Annotated in this window: 16 protein-coding genes; 1 reads left to right on the forward strand and 15 read right to left on the reverse strand. The window is 42.9% G+C overall.

Annotated features, from left to right (window positions below; all coding sequences use genetic code 11):
- Positions 1-221: 221 nt before the first annotated feature.
- From ACPBEH_RS03655 to ACPBEH_RS03710, 12 genes are all read right to left on the reverse strand, one after another.
- Positions 222-872, reverse strand: a complete 651-nt coding sequence (locus ACPBEH_RS03655) for a thiamine diphosphokinase (RefSeq protein ID WP_424349762.1) — start codon at positions 870-872, stop codon at positions 222-224.
- Positions 859-1,521: a ribulose-phosphate 3-epimerase gene (rpe, locus tag ACPBEH_RS03660; RefSeq protein WP_011374403.1), complete on the reverse strand. Its 663-nt coding sequence runs from the start codon at positions 1,519-1,521 to the stop codon at positions 859-861. Before rpe ends, ACPBEH_RS03655 begins: the two co-directional genes overlap by 14 nt.
- 23 nt (positions 1,522-1,544) lie before the next feature.
- Complete coding sequence (rsgA, locus tag ACPBEH_RS03665; RefSeq protein ID WP_424349763.1) at positions 1,545-2,444, reverse strand: ribosome small subunit-dependent GTPase A; 900 nt, start codon at positions 2,442-2,444, stop codon at positions 1,545-1,547.
- A 99-nt stretch (positions 2,445-2,543) separates the two neighbouring features.
- Positions 2,544-4,427 carry a Stk1 family PASTA domain-containing Ser/Thr kinase gene (gene pknB, locus ACPBEH_RS03670; RefSeq protein WP_424349764.1) on the reverse strand — a complete coding sequence of 628 codons (1,884 nt, stop codon included), beginning with the start codon at positions 4,425-4,427 and terminating at the stop codon, positions 2,544-2,546.
- The gene (locus ACPBEH_RS03675; RefSeq protein ID WP_025015868.1) at positions 4,424-5,170 is read right to left on the reverse strand and encodes a Stp1/IreP family PP2C-type Ser/Thr phosphatase; all 747 of its coding nucleotides are present in this window, start codon (positions 5,168-5,170) and stop codon (positions 4,424-4,426) included. Before ACPBEH_RS03675 ends, pknB begins: the two co-directional genes overlap by 4 nt.
- A 21-nt stretch (positions 5,171-5,191) precedes the next feature.
- Entirely contained in the window at positions 5,192-6,535 is a 1,344-nt protein-coding gene (rsmB, locus tag ACPBEH_RS03680; RefSeq protein WP_424349765.1) for a 16S rRNA (cytosine(967)-C(5))-methyltransferase RsmB, read from the reverse strand.
- On the reverse strand, positions 6,525-7,481 hold the full coding sequence (fmt, locus tag ACPBEH_RS03685) for a methionyl-tRNA formyltransferase (RefSeq protein WP_424349766.1): 957 nt from the start codon (positions 7,479-7,481) through the stop codon (positions 6,525-6,527). The genes rsmB and fmt overlap by 11 nt, the downstream gene beginning before the upstream one ends.
- A 19-nt stretch (positions 7,482-7,500) precedes the next feature.
- Positions 7,501-9,918, reverse strand: a complete 2,418-nt coding sequence (gene priA / locus ACPBEH_RS03690; RefSeq protein WP_424349767.1) for a primosomal protein N' — start codon at positions 9,916-9,918, stop codon at positions 7,501-7,503.
- A 1-nt stretch (position 9,919) separates the two neighbouring features.
- Positions 9,920-11,137 carry a bifunctional phosphopantothenoylcysteine decarboxylase/phosphopantothenate--cysteine ligase CoaBC gene (coaBC, locus tag ACPBEH_RS03695; RefSeq protein WP_424349768.1) on the reverse strand — a complete coding sequence of 406 codons (1,218 nt, stop codon included), beginning with the start codon at positions 11,135-11,137 and terminating at the stop codon, positions 9,920-9,922.
- A gap of 88 nt (positions 11,138-11,225) precedes the next feature.
- A complete protein-coding gene (gene rpoZ / locus ACPBEH_RS03700) occupies positions 11,226-11,483 on the reverse strand; it encodes a DNA-directed RNA polymerase subunit omega (RefSeq protein WP_011374395.1) in 258 nt (85 codons plus the stop codon).
- Positions 11,484-11,487: 4 nt separating this feature from the next.
- Positions 11,488-12,099 (reverse strand): guanylate kinase, encoded by a 612-nt coding sequence (gene gmk, locus ACPBEH_RS03705; protein ID WP_011374394.1) that lies wholly within the window; start codon positions 12,097-12,099, stop codon positions 11,488-11,490.
- A gap of 72 nt (positions 12,100-12,171) precedes the next feature.
- Positions 12,172-12,396 carry a YdbC family protein gene (locus ACPBEH_RS03710; RefSeq protein WP_016264859.1) on the reverse strand — a complete coding sequence of 75 codons (225 nt, stop codon included), beginning with the start codon at positions 12,394-12,396 and terminating at the stop codon, positions 12,172-12,174.
- 122 nt (positions 12,397-12,518) lie between these two features.
- On the opposite strand from ACPBEH_RS03710, the gene ACPBEH_RS03715 reads away from it, so the two are divergent.
- Positions 12,519-12,842, forward strand: coding sequence for a hypothetical protein (locus tag ACPBEH_RS03715; protein WP_424349769.1), 324 nt, complete (start codon positions 12,519-12,521; stop codon positions 12,840-12,842).
- 58 nt (positions 12,843-12,900) lie between these two features.
- On the opposite strand, the gene recN is transcribed toward ACPBEH_RS03715, so the two are convergent.
- From recN to ACPBEH_RS03730, 3 genes are all read right to left on the reverse strand, one after another.
- On the reverse strand, positions 12,901-14,604 hold the full coding sequence (recN, locus tag ACPBEH_RS03720; RefSeq protein WP_424349770.1) for a DNA repair protein RecN: 1,704 nt from the start codon (positions 14,602-14,604) through the stop codon (positions 12,901-12,903).
- Between the two features lie 49 nt (positions 14,605-14,653).
- The gene (gene argR / locus ACPBEH_RS03725; protein WP_424349771.1) at positions 14,654-15,106 is read right to left on the reverse strand and encodes an arginine repressor; all 453 of its coding nucleotides are present in this window, start codon (positions 15,104-15,106) and stop codon (positions 14,654-14,656) included.
- Between the two features lie 79 nt (positions 15,107-15,185).
- The gene (locus tag ACPBEH_RS03730) at positions 15,186-16,016 is read right to left on the reverse strand and encodes a TlyA family RNA methyltransferase (protein WP_424349772.1); all 831 of its coding nucleotides are present in this window, start codon (positions 16,014-16,016) and stop codon (positions 15,186-15,188) included.
- Between the last annotated feature and the right edge of the window lie 4 nt (positions 16,017-16,020).

The following is a 16,020-nucleotide window of genomic DNA, read 5'->3' on the forward strand; positions in this document are numbered from 1 at the left end:
TGTAGCAAAGCGCAGAAAGTTACTGGCAAAAGCACGTTTCCATCAAAAAAGGCTCGACAAAATAAATTTGTCGAGCCTTTTTATATTCGAATTTTAATGGCTTAAACGTGCTTTTTGAAACTGACTTCTGTGCTTAGCGTCACTCGTCAAATAACTGCTTGCAGCAGTTATTCGCCGAGCTGTGCTAATGCTCAAAGTCAAACCGTTTCAAACACACTCTTTTAATCCTTACTTTGAATCACCGCTACGATACCCGTTTTAAAATTAAAATGCGCTTTTTCGCCGATGAATTCGTTGCTTGCCCACGAAATTGGAACCGTCGTATCAAAATGGGTGAGTGGATATTTCTCATCTACTAAATTCAAATCCGTCGTTGGCACGAGTGGGATAAACGCGAGGTACTTTTTATCAGCCTCTTTTGTCAGCTCGTACGTCCCCGGCGCATAGAATTGAATCGTATTTTGCCGATCACGCATCTCAATGCGATTGAGGACCGTTCTAAAGCGTTCCTCAACCGGCATAAAGAGATTGGCTAAGAAATGGTCAATTCGGCCCCCAGTCGCACCGTAGACCACCACACGGTCAGCCTGTAGTTCTTCAAAGGCAATCGATAACGCTAATTGTGTATCTGTTTCGTCTTTTTCGGCCTGAACCGAACGAATATCTCTGACTGCCGCTAGCACCTGTTTTTTTTCAGCCGGGGTAATGGAATCAAAATCACCGACCGCAATCGTAGGTGTCACACCTTGTTGTAATAAGCGTAACGTCCCACGATCGGCCGTAATCCATTGTCCTGGGACCGTTGTGATTGTCGCTAATTCCGATGCCCACTGATCAACTGGACCACCCGCCAATAAATTAACGCGCTTCATTAGCAGCCTTCTTAAGGGTTTCAATCCGTGTTGCTAAATCACCAGCAAATGTGTATGAACCCGCTACAAAAACATCAGCGCCCGCTTTGGCACAGGCTGCGATTGTTTGGTCGTTAACACCACCGTCAACTTCGATTGTAAAATCAGCATCAGCGTGTGCTTCACGATAAGCCGCTAATTCAGCAACCTTCGTTAACATTGCTGGAATGAATTTTTGACCACCAAAACCGGGATTGACCGTCATTACTAAAACTTGATCAACCAATGGTAAAACGGATTCGATGTAGCTCACTGGTGTCCCTGGGTTGATAACAACCCCGGCTTTAACACCAGCATCTTTAATCATTTGAAGACCACGATAAAGATGTTCTGTTGCTTCTGCGTGAATCATGATCAAATCTGAACCAGCTGTTATGAATTGTTCAATGTAGCGTTCTGGTTGTTCAACCATCAAATGAACATCTAATCCTAGTTGTGTTAGCGGACGAATACCGCTGACCACTTGGGCGCCAAAAGACATGTTAGGCACAAACATGCCATCCATAATATCGATATGCAATAGGTCGGCACCTGCTGCCTCAAGGTTTTGAACATCCCGTTGTAAATTCATAAAATCTGCGCTTAAAATCGAAGGTGCGATTTGTGTCATTTTAAAAACTCCCATCCAATTTATTATTTTGATTTCTTATAAACAGGCCGGATATCCTTTAATTCAGCCCGGAATTGCAAATAGTTCGTATAGCGACTTTGCATAATTTCACCAGCATCAACGGCCGCTTTAACAGCACACTTAGGTTCCATCACATGTTGGCAGGTTCTAAACTTACAATCTTGTCCGATTTCTCTAAATTCAGGATAGCGACTCACTAAAGTTTCACTCGTCACATTTAAAATGCCCAGTGATGAAAAGCCCGGTGTATCACCAACCAACCCATCGTTCAATGGAATTAGTTCGATATGACGCGTCGTATGCTTCCCACGGTTTAAACTTTGCGAAATTTCAGCCGTTGCTAAGTTCAATTTAGGATCAATGTGATTAAGCAGCGTTGATTTACCAGCCCCTGTTTGCCCCGTAAAGACGGTCGTTTTATCAGGGAATGTGTCTTCAATCGCTTGAATAATCTCTGGTGTAAACGCCGTTCTGGGTGCAAAAATTGGGTAACCCACTTTTTCATAGTAATCCAAAGATTGCTTAATTGCTTGATATTTTTCGTCAGAGATCATATCGGTTTTCGTCAAATAAACGAGCCCTTGAATATTCAAACTTTCTAAATAAATCAAGAACCGATCTAATAAGTTTAACGAAAAATCAGGTTCGACTGCCGAAACAATGACGACGGCCTGATCGATATTTGCTACTGGTGGCCGAATCATTTCATTTTTACGTTCTAAAATCTCTAAGATATAGCCACTTTCCGTTTGACTTTCACTTTCAAATTCAACGAAATCGCCGACCAATGGCGTAATTTTACGTTTTCTAAAATTACCTCGAGCCCGTGTTCGATAAATTTTGTGTTCACTTTGTACATCATAAAACCCACTGAGGGCACGAATAATCTGTCCGGTCTGCAATAGGTCACCTCCCATTATTTTTTAACCTGTTCTGTGGTTATCCACTAAAATTACTTAATCATCCCGTAAACAACGGTCACAAGCTATTATAACTAACTGTTACTTTGATTGAACGCTCGATTGACTACTTTGACTAGCTGAACTACCGATCGACTCACTTGCTGATTCGCTTGCCGATTCGCTCTCTGACTCGCTCTCCGACTCACTCGCACTGCTTTCACTCGATTGACTTGATTCAGGCGCACTCGATTCGACAACCGAATTTGAACTCGACATCTCGTTAGAGTTGTGTTCGACAGGCCTTTCACCTTTTGAAAGGATAACGCTTACGCTATCACCTTCTTGAACCATTGTACCACTTGCAGGCGACTGACTGATTACCATTCCTTCAGAAATACTGGATGAATATTCTTCAGAAAAGATAACTGTTAATCCGTTTTGAGCAGCATATTCTTGAATCCCTTGTTTTGTATAATTGCTTAGATTATGCAACGCAAAACCTGGTTTGCCGCTGCTGACTGTCAAGGTAATTGTCGTTTTGCTTGGCACTACCTTTTTACCAGCCGCAATACTTTGATCGATAATTAGGCCAGGACTGACTTCAGTTGAGCTTTGGTATTTCCTTTTAACGGTCAAGCCCTTATCCTTCAGGGCATCCCGAACTTCGCTATACCCTTGATTTGTATAATCTTTAATCTCAAACTTCTGACGGCCAGAGCTAACAATTAAATTAACTGTACTTCTTGATTTAACGCTCAAACCTGCTTTAGGGGTCGTTCGAATGACATGGCCCTTGCTATATTTTTGACTCGTCGTTTTTTGGACCGTGCCGACCTTTAGTTTTTTATCGGTCAAAGCAGATTCCGCATTTTGTTGCGTCATGTCCGTTAAATCAGGGACAGTTACTTCACTTCCCTGAACTGCAAAAGCAACCATCGTTCCTAACAACATCAATAAAACAACACCGCCACCTAGTAGCCACCACTTACGTTTAGGGTTAACTGGCTTTTTCGCCTTTTTCTGAGTTGGTTCTGCCGCCTTAACTTGTTGCTCATCGTTGTTGGTTTGCGTAATGCCTTCTGGATCTAGCGCGGGAATCACCTTAGTCTCGCTCAAATCATCCGCTTTTGACGGTACAAATTTAGGTTCATGCGCACGACTAGCTGATAACGAAGTTGCTAAGTCAGCCATCATTGCATCAACACCGCTATAGCGTTCATCCGGATCCTTGGCAGTCGCTTTTAAGACGACATTTTCCAAGGCTTGCGGAATACGCGGATCGTAGTTGCGCACTGGTGGGACTTCATCTTGGAAATGCTTAATCGCAATTGAAACCGCGGACTCACCTTCAAAAGGTACCATCCCCGTCAATAATTCGTATAAAACAATCCCCAATGAATAAATATCGGAACGCTTCGTAGCCATTGCGCCTCTAGCTTGTTCGGGCGATAAGTAGTGTACAGAACCTAATAAGGTGTTCGTTTGAGTCATCGCTGTTTCACTGAGTGCAATCGCAATCCCAAAATCACTAATCTTAACGTTGCCGTCTTCATCAACCAAAATATTTTGCGGTTTTAAATCCCGATGAATAATATTATGCGCATGCGCGTTTTGAACCGCAGATAAAATCTGCGTCATAATATCAATCACCCGTTGATAAGGAATTGGAAAGTGTTCTACGATATATTTCTTAAGATCGGTGCCCTTAATATATTCCATGATGATGTATTGCATACTGTTTTCTTCACCAACATCGTAAATACTAACAATATTCGGATGATTCAATTCCGTCGTTGCCAATGCTTCTCGCGTAAAGCGCCGAACTGTATCCGGATCATTTCGGAGATCCAATCGTAAAACTTTAACCGCCACTTGCCGATCTAAAATTAAATCCTGTGCCAAATAAACATTAGCCATGCCGCCTTCACCGATGGGACGAATAATCTTATAACGCCCCGCTACAGCGTACCCTGTTTCCATCATGGCGTAGGCACCTCACCTTCGTGATGTAAGATGAGTGCCGTAATATTGTCCATGCCGCCAGCTTCGTTTGCTTTTTGGATTAAGGCGGCACATTTTTCTTCCAGCGTCATCTCTGCCATCAAGGTTTGTTGCAATTGATCGTCATCAACCATATTGGTCAGCCCATCTGTACATAAAAGTAAGTAGTCATCTGGTTCGAATTCATAAATCGTCACATCTGCATCAACTTCTTGAGAAACACCCAGTGTGCGCGTAATGATATTTTTTTGAGGATGATGCTTAGCGGCTTCTGCCGTTAGCTCCCCTTGTTTAACGAGTTCATTGACCAATGAGTGGTCTTCCGTTAATTGACGTAATGTATTGCGTCTGAGACGGTAAACGCGGCTATCGCCGATATTAGCGACTAAATAGTGCGTCCCGGAAATTAAGACTGCCACTAAGGTCGTGCCCATCCCCGATAAATCGTCATATTGATTCGCTTTGGCTAAGATATGTTGATTTTCTCTTTGTAATTCAAAAATCAACCATTTAACCATCGCTTCAATATCAGTATCATCTGTTTTTTCAAATTCATGTCCGATATGGGAAACTGCCATTTCAGAGGCCACATCGCCCCCTAAATGACCGCCCATACCGTCGGCGACAATTGCAAATTGAACACCGCGTTGATTAGTATAAAATCCAACGTAATCTTGATTATTCTGTCGCTGTTGGCCGACATCTGTTTGATATGCAACTTCCATAAAAAATCACCTCAATTGTAGTTATGCCCGTCGTTTCAAACAAGCGATGAAAAAGCCGTCTGTTTGGTAATCATCTGGATAGATTTGGACAAAAGGACTTGCTTGATTTTGCGCTAATGGTAATTCAAGTGGGACTGGTTCAATTTCAAATTCAGGATGGTTAGCGATAAAGGCTGCTACCACTTGTTGATTTTCTTCTGGAACGATGGTGCACGTACTATAAGTTAGGCGTCCGCCGACTTTCAAAGTAGGCGCAACAGCTTCTAGAATTGCTAATTGGATTCGTTGTAGATTCAATAAGTCCGCTGGTTGGCGGCTATATTTAATTTCTGGTTTCCGGCGCATTAACCCTAAACCAGAACAAGGAGCATCGACTAAAATTTTATCGAAATGCGCCTCACCAAATTGTTCGCCGACTTTACGTGCGTCTAGTGCTTGGGCGCTAACAACATCTTCAACATGAAGCCGCTTCGCATTTTGTTCAATCAAGCGCACTTTATGATCATGAATATCTAAGGCCGTGATTTGACCGCCTTGTTGCGCGTCCAAATAAGTTGCCATATGCGTTGTCTTGCCACCAGGTGCAGCACAAGCATCCAACACTTGATCGCCTGGTTGAATGTCTAAACTAGGTGCGACTAACATTGAACTTTCATCTTGAATCGTATAATCGCCCGCTTCAAATAACGCACCACTGGCCAAATGACCGCCTTGTGCGACTAAGCCAACCTTGGCAATCTGACTTGGTTGGAGGTCATTAAACTGCGGTTGTAATTCAGCCAATACGGCATCAACCGTATTGACTCGAGTGTTAACACGCAATGAAGCGTTGGCTGGTTGATTAATTGTTGCGAGCAATGATTCGAGTTTATCATCCCCTAAATCAGCTTGCAGTTTTGCCACCAACCATTGCGGCACGCTGTATTGCATGCTAAGACGTTCAATTGGATCAGCAATCGCATTGAGGTCTGGTAAACCACTGCGTTGTAACTGCCGCAAAATCGCGGTCACGAGCTTAGCGACCCCCGCATGCCCCATTTTTTTAGCAATTTCAGTTGCTTCGTAAAAAATAGCATGTTCTGGCACGCGATCCAAATAAACTTGTTGATAAACCGCTGTTCTAAGAACTTGGCGAACCCAGTTATCCATTTTCTTTGGTTTTTGAATAAAAGGTGCTAAATAGTAATCCAATGTGTATTCATGCTGAATAACACCATAAACAAGCTGCGTTAAAAAGCCCGCATCTTGTGGGTTTAATCGGTTCTTATTGATCACTTGGTCTAATGCCAAGTTTGAATAACTATTTTGTTTGGCAATTGCCGTCAATATTTCAACAGCTAAGTAGCGCGGTGTCTTATTCGGCATCTTGCACCACCACTTGTTGACCGACTGCTAATTGCTTGCCAACCCCATTTAAATAAGATTGCACTGGCATCTTAGCTTTACCAGCCGGTTGAATTTCAGTAATTTTTAAAACAGTTCCGTTACCGGCAGCTAATTCGAAATCTTTTTTATTTAATGCGACAACTACACCAGCTGCTTGATCAGTTGTTGTTTCTGCAACTGTTGCTTGCCAAATCTTAGTCCGTTGCCCATTAACCGCTAGCCAAGCCCCTGGTTGTGGCCGTAAAGCGCGAATTTGGTTAACCAACTGTTCAGCAGGTTGGTTGATGTCTAATTGTTCTTGTTCCTTGGTAATGTTATAAGCAAAGGTAACTTGCGCTTCATCTTGCGGTGTCCGGGGTGCTGTTTGTGCAATAATCCCTGGTAAGGTCTTCAATAAGAGATCCCGACCGACATAGCTTAACTTATCGAATAAACTACCTGTGTCGTCTGAGGCTTCAATTGGAATGCTTGCTTGCTCAATCATATCGCCGGCATCCATTTTCTTAGCCATGTGCATGATGGTAATCCCGATTTCTGAATCGCCATTTAAAACGGCGTATTGAATTGGGGCGCCACCACGATACTTAGGCAATAATGAGCCATGGACATTAATCGCAGCGATTTTAGCGGCTTCTAATAATTTCGTTGGTAAAAATTGACCGTAAGCTGCCGTCACAATTAAATCCGGTTGTAAGGCAATTACGTCAGCAAGTTCAGGACTGCCGCTCAATTTTTCTGGTTGGAATACTGGCAAGTCTAGTCGAACCGCTGCTTCTTTAACAGGTGTTTGTTGCAACACTTGTTTACGACCGACTTTCCGATCCGGTTGCGTCACAACTGCCAAGATTTGGTAGTCGTTTGCCACAAGGGCTTCTAAAATTGGTACTGAAAATTGGGGTGTTCCCATAAATACGATGGATGTCATTAATCAATCACGCTCACTTTTAAGTAAATTGTAGAGGTTCATTATCCAGCCCAATCTTAAACCCGTGACGAGTATCGATTTGGGTGGTCTCTAGTATTTCGGCTAATTTAGCCTGAAGTTGTGGTTCCTGTTTATATTTAATCACAATTTGGTAAAAATAACGATTATTAATCCGAGCAATTGATTTCGGGGTGGGCCCGAGAATCAGTGCTTGGTCGGATAAAATCGGTCGCATCTGTTTGGCAATTTGAAAACTCTTCTTTGCGGCAAGTGCTTCTTCAGGGTGGCTAACCGTCACCTTCACCGTAAAGTAATAAGGCGGATAGCCGCCACGGTGGCGCACCGCCATTTCATATTGATAAAAGCCTTCATAATCGTGCTGTTTAGCAAATTGAATCGCGTAATTCTCGGGATTATAAGATTGAACAATCACTTGCCCCACCTTATCCGCACGACCCGCACGACCACTAACCTGCGTTAATAATTGGAAAGTCCGTTCACTCGCCCGAAAATCTGGCAAGCCCAAAGCCGTATCAGCGTTGATCACCCCGACTAACGTTACGTCCGGGAAATCTAAGCCTTTGGCAATCATCTGCGTCCCTAATAGAATATCAGCTTCGTGATCACCGAATTTTTTCAATAATTTAGCATGTGCGCCCTTTTTGCGAGTCGTATCAACATCCATCCGCAAGATCCGTGCTTCAGGCATTAATTCTTGTAATTCAGCTTCGACTTTTTGCGTGCCGGTCCCAAAATAACGAATTTGACGACTCTGACAGCTAGGACAAATCTTAGGAATCGCTTCTTCGTGCCCACAATAATGGCATTTCATTGAGTGTGTATCCATATGCAGCGTTAACGAAATATCACAGTTAGGACACTGCAAGACAAACCCGCAATCGCGACACATGATAAATGATGAAAAACCACGGCGATTTAGGAGTAACACACTTTGTTCGCCTTTTTGCATCCGCTCTTTAATGCCGGCCAATAATGCTGGCGAAAAATTGCTAGCTTTTTGAACCTTCATCGCTTCGCGCATATCAACTAGTTCAACAGCTGGTAAGGCTTGTTGGTTCACCCGTTGCGTCAGGCGAATCAGATGGTAGACATCTTTTTGCGCCCGAGCCCGGGATTCTAACGATGGTGTGGCGCTGCCTAAAATGACCGGGCAGTGATGATACTGACTCCGCCAAATCGCAACATCGCGGGCATGATACCGCGGACTTTCGTCTTGTTTATAACTGGCTTCGTGTTCTTCATCCATAATAATCACACCGATATTTTCAAGTGGTGCAAAAACGGCTGACCGGGCACCGACGACCACGCGTGCTTCTTTGCGTTCAATGCGCCGCCATTCGTCGTACTTCTCGCCTTCAGACAAGCCACTATGTAACACAGCGACTAAATCACCAAAGCGCCCCTTCACACGTTGCACCATCTGCGGGGTCAAAGCAATTTCAGGGACTAGCATCAGTGCCGTCTTCTCTTGTTGCAAGACGGCATCAATCGTTTGTAAATAAACTTCGGTCTTCCCACTGCCAGTGACACCTTCAATTAAGAATACTTCTGAGGCATCCGTTGATGCGGATTGAACGACCGCATCAACTGCGGTTTCTTGTTCACTCGTTAGCGTCATTTTGTGAGTTGGTTGAACAGTATTAGTGTATGGATTTCGGTAAGCTTCGACCTTCACTTGACGTAGCCAGCCTTTTTCTGCACCGATTCGAATATTTTCCCGCGTGAAGGTTGTTTTTTCTAAAATCGTCTTTAATAAAGTTGGTGCCTCTTGATCAATCAGCGTTTGCAGATAACTGATTAATTGGCTTTGCTTCTGGGCTGATTTTCGCAAGCCCATCCGTGCTTCTTCCAATTGTTCAAAACTCAGTGCCGGCTCAATCGCCGTTAATTGCTTAACTTGTGCCCGGTTGTCAACGTGATAAGTGACGCTAATTTTACCTTGGCGTTGCAATTGCATGAGTTGTTTTAACTTATCAGGCGCCAGATTCTGATCAAAAGTCAACTCGTCATTGCCATTGAACAGACTGGCCTGTAAGTCCGCTGGAATTTCATCAGTTAACGTCGCAGTTTTCGTATATTTAGCCCGCATCACACTGGGTAACATCGTCTGCAGACACGTGATCTGAAAAGCATACGTCTGTTGTGCTAACCAATCCGAAAGTGATAGCAATTCAGGGTTAACCGCTGGCGTTAAATCAACAACTGCTTCGATTGCCTTTAATTGGCCCGTAAAGCTTGGCTGGTCTAAAACTTGCAAGACAAAGCCCTGAATCTTACGATCGCCATTTCCAAACGGAATAATAACCCGCATTCCAGGTTGAATGACATCAACTAAAGTGGCCGGTACCTGATAATCGTACGGCCGATTAGTTTGCATTGTCGGCACATCAACGATTACTTTAGCAATCTGTGGCATGCTATTCCTCCTTTGAGCTAAGCGCTGTACTAATCCGTTCTAAAATTTGAGTGGCAATCACTTTTTTAGAAGCCAATGGTAATGCTTCTGGTGCCTGATTAGGTCGTAAAAGGGTGACCGCATTTTGGTCAGCGCCAAACCCCCGGTCAGTTTGACTGACATCATTGGCCACTAATAAATCGACCTGTTTAGCCGTTAACTTAACTTGCGCATGCGCCATCAAATCATTGGTTTCAGCTGCAAAGCCCACTAAATATTGCTTTTTCTTTTCTTGACCCAATGTTGCTAAAATATCCGGCGTCCGATTGAGTTCAAGCATCATATCAGTTTGACCCACTTGTTTTTTAATTTTTTGTGAAACATATTGCGCCGGTTTAAAATCAGCGACAGCGGCTGCCATAATCACGACATCCGCTTCATTGTATAAACTAGCAACGGCCCCTTGCAGTTCGGCTGCCGTTCGGACATAGATAACTTGTGCTAGATTAGCAGGGACAGCCAATTCTGGCCGTGTACTAATCAAAGTGACCTTCGCACCCATTTGAGCCGCCATTTCAGCAATCGCATACCCCATTTTACCAGATGACCGGTTACCAATATAGCGGACCGGATCCAAAGGTTCCTGCGTGCCACCAGCAGTCACTAAAACCACCTTATCCTGCAACCGATTAGGTGTTAGCTGCCGATAAACATTGCTCATAATCACGTCTTCTTCAGGGAAACGTCCTTGACCTTCATAGCCTTCCGCTAAAAAACCAGTAGCGGGTTGCACAATCGCAATCCCATCTGCTTTTAATTGCGTTAAATTACGTTGCGTTGCAGGATTTAACCACATATGTTCATTCATAGCGGGCACCAATAATTTAGGCGCCGTGGTTGCCAAAAGTGCCGTCGTCACAAAATCGTCCGCAATCCCGTTCGCTAACTTGCCAACAATATTGGCCGTCGCAGGTGCAACAATTGCCAATTCGGTCCAGTCAGCTAAGTGAATGTGGGCGACTTGTTCTGGATGATTCATTGTCATTAAATCGGTTAACACTTCTTGGCGTGTTAATGTCGCAAAGGTCAATGGTGTCACAAATTCGGTGGCAGCCTGCGTCATTGCCACGCGGACAATTGCCCCATTTTTAATCAGCTGGCGCACTAAACTGGCGACCTTATACACCGCAATCCCACCGGTTACGTAAACCGTAACGTGTTTGTTTTCTAAACTCACCATTTTAAAAACCTCCTTTAAATAAAAAAACCGCCTCTTAATTTAGACATCCCACGATGAATAAACTAAAAATGCGGTTCGCTAATTATTCTTATTCGCCATCTTTTTGAGAAAGCTTATCCATTTTTTCAGCATCTTTTTCAAGCATCAATGAATCAGGATCAATGGTTACATTGCCAGCAGCAATTTCTTCCATTGCCATCCCTACGGTTTTAGGTGATTTGTATTCTGATAACATTTTCAAATCGCCAGCTTCGATTTGATGTGCTCGCTTGCTTGCTAAAACGGCTAATGAATAGCGTGAGTTAACATTTTCTAGTAACTTATCAATTGAAGGATATACAATCATTTTATTATTCCCCTATCATTTTCTTATATTGATCAATCACACGTGGTACTCGTAAGTGTTCACTCTCAATAATCTTTTCAATCCGTTGAACGGCGTTTGGAATTTCATCATTAACAACAGCGTAATCATAATTTTCCATCATCCGAATTTCATCGGCTGCTTTTTGCATGCGCTTATCAATCGTTGCTTGATCGTCAGTACCACGTTTTTGGATTCGATTGCGTAATTCCAATAAATCAGGCGGTGTTAAAAAGATAAACACGCCATCTGGACACTTCTCACGAACCTGCATAGCACCTTGGACTTCGATTTCTAATAAGACATCGCGACCTGATTCTAAGGTTTGATTGACATACTTCATCGGTGTGCCGTAATAATTATCAACATACTGTGCATACTCTAGCATACCATCATTTGCAATTTCTTGCTCGAATTCTTCTTTGCTCACAAAATAGTAGTCAACACCATCTTGTTCGCCTGGTCTTGGCTTTCTAGTCGTCATCGAAACTGAATAGTGAAAATCACGAAATTCATCTTCTAACATTGCTTGACGGACAGTTCCTTTACCAACCCCTGATGGGCCAGATAAAACGATCAACATTCCTCGATTGGACATCTACGTAATTCCCTCTTCTTTTATAAAATAGTTAAGTCCTATTTTATCACTAGATGACTGCCAATTACAAGTCTACTTTAGGTTCATCTCATTTAATATTGTTTGTAATTGTGCAACTTCTTCGTTAGTGAGGGTGATGCCCTTACCCATCTTCGCATGATCAGGTGCCCAATCCCGTAAATCAAACTTAGGTGCGCGACCGTTCCAAGCGATTAAGTTCAATTCCTTTTTCCAGCCCGCCTTATTTTCACTAATGACCCCAATTTCGGCCATAATTTCGTAGTTGATATCACTCATCAAATCACCCTTTCTCATCGTTTAATCTATTATACACGAAAAAAATTTAAATTTGCGCTTGCAGATTAGAACGTTTGTTCGTATAATAGAAATACAAACGAACGTTCGGAGGACAACACGTTATGGAAATCAAACAATCAGCAGTAGTCGGCTTTAGTCATGAATTGGTGAAACGGTATCAACGTTTTTTCGAACTCGATGATGCCCAAGAATTAATCGAACAACCCCAGATGCAACCTAGCCAAATTCAACTTTATATGATGCAAGCTTTTGATCGCCATTACCGTTTGGCTATCCAATTTAACGTGGCCGAGCACATCGAACAAGTCAATGGGCACTTAATTAAACAACTCGACGAACAAACTTACCTGTTAAAGGAAAATCACTCTAATCTTTATAAAATCGTTACTTTAAATCAAATCCGCTACATCTCAAAGAATAACTAATAATAAACGATGACCGTCAAAGAAGGGGTTAGGACAACAAGTCCTAACCCCTTCTTTATTAAGCTTGTCTAATCTGTGCTTTAGCAGTTTCTGCGAGGTCCACTAATTCTTGGGCATGTTCAAGCGTTAATTCTGTCACTTCTGTCCCCGCCAACATGCGGGCCAATTCAGCAACGCGTTTTTTACCGGTTACCTTTTGAATTGATGTTTCTGTGCGGTTTTGTTTAATTTGTTTTTGAATTTGGTATTGATGATCACTCATTGCCGCTACTTGTGGCAAATGCGTAATACAGAGGACTTGTGAGTGTTGGGCTATTTCGCTAATCTTATTGGCGATTGCCTGTGCAACACGCCCACTGACCCCGGTATCAACTTCATCGAAAATGATGCTGGTGACGCCTTGCGATTCTGAAAAAATCGTTTTAAGGGCCAACATTAATCGTGATAATTCCCCACCAGAAGCAGTCTTGGCAAGCGGTCGTAGCTTCTCACCCGGATTAGGTTGAATATAAAACTCAACTTTATCCCGACCACTACGCATAAATTGTTGGTCATCAACCGTTGCAAATTCAACTTTGAAGACCGTTTTAGCCATGTAGAGCGCTTTGAGTTGTTGATGAACAGCCTTTTCCAATTGTTGAGCGGCTGCTTGTCGTTTCTCAGAAAGAACGGCTGCTTCTTGCAGCAATTGGGCCTGTTGTTGTTCAAATTGTTGCTCTAATTCGCTTGCGTTGGCTTCAGTGGCCTGCATATCTTGCAATTCTTTGGTAATTTGCGCCCCATAAGCCAAAATTTCAGGAATTGAATCGCCATATTTATGTTCGAGATTATTGATTGTTTCCAAGCGCTGTTCAATTTCATCCAAGCGCGCTTCGTCCCATTCAAGATTATCAACTTCCCGACTAATATCACTACCACTATCTTGTAGTGTATAGTAGCCTGTTTGTAGATTATCGGCAATTCTTTTGAATTCAGGATCTAATTCCGCAATTTCTTGCATCTGATTCATTGCAATCGCAATTTGATCTAGCGCGTTACCCTCTTCCCCAGATAAAATGGCCCGACTAGCTTGCAAGGCCTGATTAATCCGTTGGAAATTGCTGAGTTTCGCACGTTCTTCGATTAGCTTACTTTCTTCATCAGGTTGTAATTGCGCCGCATCGATTTCGTTAGTTTGAAACTTAAGCATATCGAGGCGTTGGGCCCATTCTTGCTCATTTTGTTGTTTCTTTTTCAACGCTTTTTCCGTTTGCCGGTAAGCCTGATACGTTTCTTGATAGGCCGCTTTAGCGCTCGCCAAGGTTGTATGGGCAAACTCATCCAACAGGCCTAGGTGGCGATCAGGATACATTAATTCTTGATGTTCATTTTGACCGTGAATATCAACTAACGTTTCCCCAATTTTTTTAAGCGTCGTGGTATTGACCAGATGACCATTAACGCGGCAAACGTTATGCCCGTTTAACGCCAGATCACGTTGTAATAAAACGGTTTGATCATCATGTTCAATCCCATATTCAGCTAAAAGCGCGGCAGTCGTGCCGTTTTCGGGTAATGTAAACAAGCCCTCTAACGTCGCTTTTTTCGCACCGGTTCGGATGAAATCCTGTGACCCTCGACCCCCGGCTAACAAGCCAACCGCATCGATAATAATCGATTTCCCGGCCCCTGTTTCACCAGAAAGAACCGTCATCCCTTCATCGAAACTAATGGCTAATTGATCTATAATTGCAAAGTCGTGAATGACTAATTCTTGTAGCATTTGAAAATGCCCCTTTCATCTGGTCCTAATCTTAAAAAAACTTGCTAAATTACTTTAGCAAGTCTTCGATAAATAATCTGAACTGTTTTGCTTGTTCCTCAGATTTACAAATAATCAGGACCGTGTCATCGCCACCAATTGTCCCAAAAACATCTTCGGATTGTAATTGATCTAATAAACTTGCAATTGCTGGTGCATTACCAGGATGCGCCTTAATCACCACAAAATAATCCTGTTGATTATGGGTTACATAGGCATCTCGTAATGTCCGTCGCAATTTTTCTTTAACGTCTAATTTTTTTTCAAGCGGTAAGCTATAGTGATAACCTTCATCCGCATTAGGGACTTTTACCAGCTGCATTTCTTTGATATCACGCGAAATCGTGGCCTGCGTGACCTCAATTTGTTCCGCCTGCAAGAGTTTAACAAAATCCTCTTGGCGTTCAATTTCATGAGTTTGAATTAAATTTCTCAACAGTCGTTGTCGGTCTACTTTACGCATCAAAAACACCTCTTCTTGTGAATAACAATTCTAACTCACATGATAGCGTATTTATACATAAAACACAAAGATTTATGCATTATTTTCCGGAAGGTCGTTTTAATTCTGCATAAGCTCGTTCTAAAACCGCATCAATATTCACGGTTTCAGCAAGTGTACCCGTTTCTGCTTCTGTATTCCGTAGATGAATCAAGAACTCAATGTTCCCTTCGCCGCCTTTAATCGGTGAAAAATCAAGACCTAAAACATCGTAGCCTGTTGCTAAACTAAAGTTGACGATATCAGTCACAACATTTTTATGAACCTTAGGATCGCGGACAATGCCGTTTTTACCAACGTTGGCTGGACCCGCTTCAAATTGGGGCTTAATCAAAGCAACCGCATCACAATTAGGTTTAAGAATTGGCTTTAAAGGTATCAAAATCTTGTGCAACGAAATAAAAGAAACATCGGTCATCGCAAAGTCTGGTAAGCCATCGGTAAAGTCCTCTGGTTGGCTGTAACGGAAATTAACCCGTTCCATGACCACCACGCGGGGATCTTCACGCAACTTCCAAGCCAATTGGTTATAACCCACATCAAGTGCGTAACAGCGCCGTGCGCCATTGCGCAACGCAACATCGGTGAACCCACCTGTTGATGACCCGATATCCAACGTCAATTTATCTTTCAGATCGATATCAAAAACGTCGATGGCCTTCGCCAATTTCAAAGCACCCCGACCAACGTATGGGATTTTATGGCCTTTAACTCTTAATACGGTTTCGGCGTCGATTTTTTCGCCGGGCTTGTCAATTCGTTCATCATTTTTCCCATAAACTTCACCAGCCATAATTGCCCGCTTACCTTGTTCCCGTGATTCAAATAAACCTTGTTGTACTAATAGTACGTCTACCCGTTCTTTTTTCATCTGT

The organism is Latilactobacillus parasakei, assembly GCF_049674265.1.
Taxonomy (GTDB): Bacteria; Bacillota; Bacilli; order Lactobacillales; family Lactobacillaceae; genus Latilactobacillus; species Latilactobacillus sakei.

Coding starts and splice junctions, on each gene's coding strand:
- ACPBEH_RS03655 (WP_424349762.1), bottom strand. CDS start 872: ATGAAGCGCGTTAATTTATTGGCGGGTGGTCCAGTTGATCAGTGGGCA.
- rpe (WP_011374403.1), bottom strand. CDS start 1,521: ATGACACAAATCGCACCTTCGATTTTAAGCGCAGATTTTATGAATTTA.
- pknB (WP_424349764.1), bottom strand. CDS start 4,427: ATGATGGAAACAGGGTACGCTGTAGCGGGGCGTTATAAGATTATTCGT.
- ACPBEH_RS03675 (WP_025015868.1), bottom strand. CDS start 5,170: ATGGAAGTTGCATATCAAACAGATGTCGGCCAACAGCGACAGAATAAT.
- rsmB (WP_424349765.1), bottom strand. CDS start 6,535: ATGCCGAATAAGACACCGCGCTACTTAGCTGTTGAAATATTGACGGCA.
- fmt (WP_424349766.1), bottom strand. CDS start 7,481: ATGACATCCATCGTATTTATGGGAACACCCCAATTTTCAGTACCAATT.
- priA (WP_424349767.1), bottom strand. CDS start 9,918: ATGCCACAGATTGCTAAAGTAATCGTTGATGTGCCGACAATGCAAACT.
- coaBC (WP_424349768.1), bottom strand. CDS start 11,137: ATGGTGAGTTTAGAAAACAAACACGTTACGGTTTACGTAACCGGTGGG.
- rpoZ (WP_011374395.1), bottom strand. CDS start 11,483: ATGATTGTATATCCTTCAATTGATAAGTTACTAGAAAATGTTAACTCA.
- gmk (WP_011374394.1), bottom strand. CDS start 12,099: ATGTCCAATCGAGGAATGTTGATCGTTTTATCTGGCCCATCAGGGGTT.
- ACPBEH_RS03710 (WP_016264859.1), bottom strand. CDS start 12,396: ATGAGTGATATCAACTACGAAATTATGGCCGAAATTGGGGTCATTAGT.
- ACPBEH_RS03715 (WP_424349769.1), top strand. CDS start 12,519: ATGGAAATCAAACAATCAGCAGTAGTCGGCTTTAGTCATGAATTGGTG.
- recN (WP_424349770.1), bottom strand. CDS start 14,604: ATGCTACAAGAATTAGTCATTCACGACTTTGCAATTATAGATCAATTA.
- argR (WP_424349771.1), bottom strand. CDS start 15,106: ATGCGTAAAGTAGACCGACAACGACTGTTGAGAAATTTAATTCAAACT.
- ACPBEH_RS03730 (WP_424349772.1), bottom strand. CDS start 16,016: ATGAAAAAAGAACGGGTAGACGTACTATTAGTACAACAAGGTTTATTT.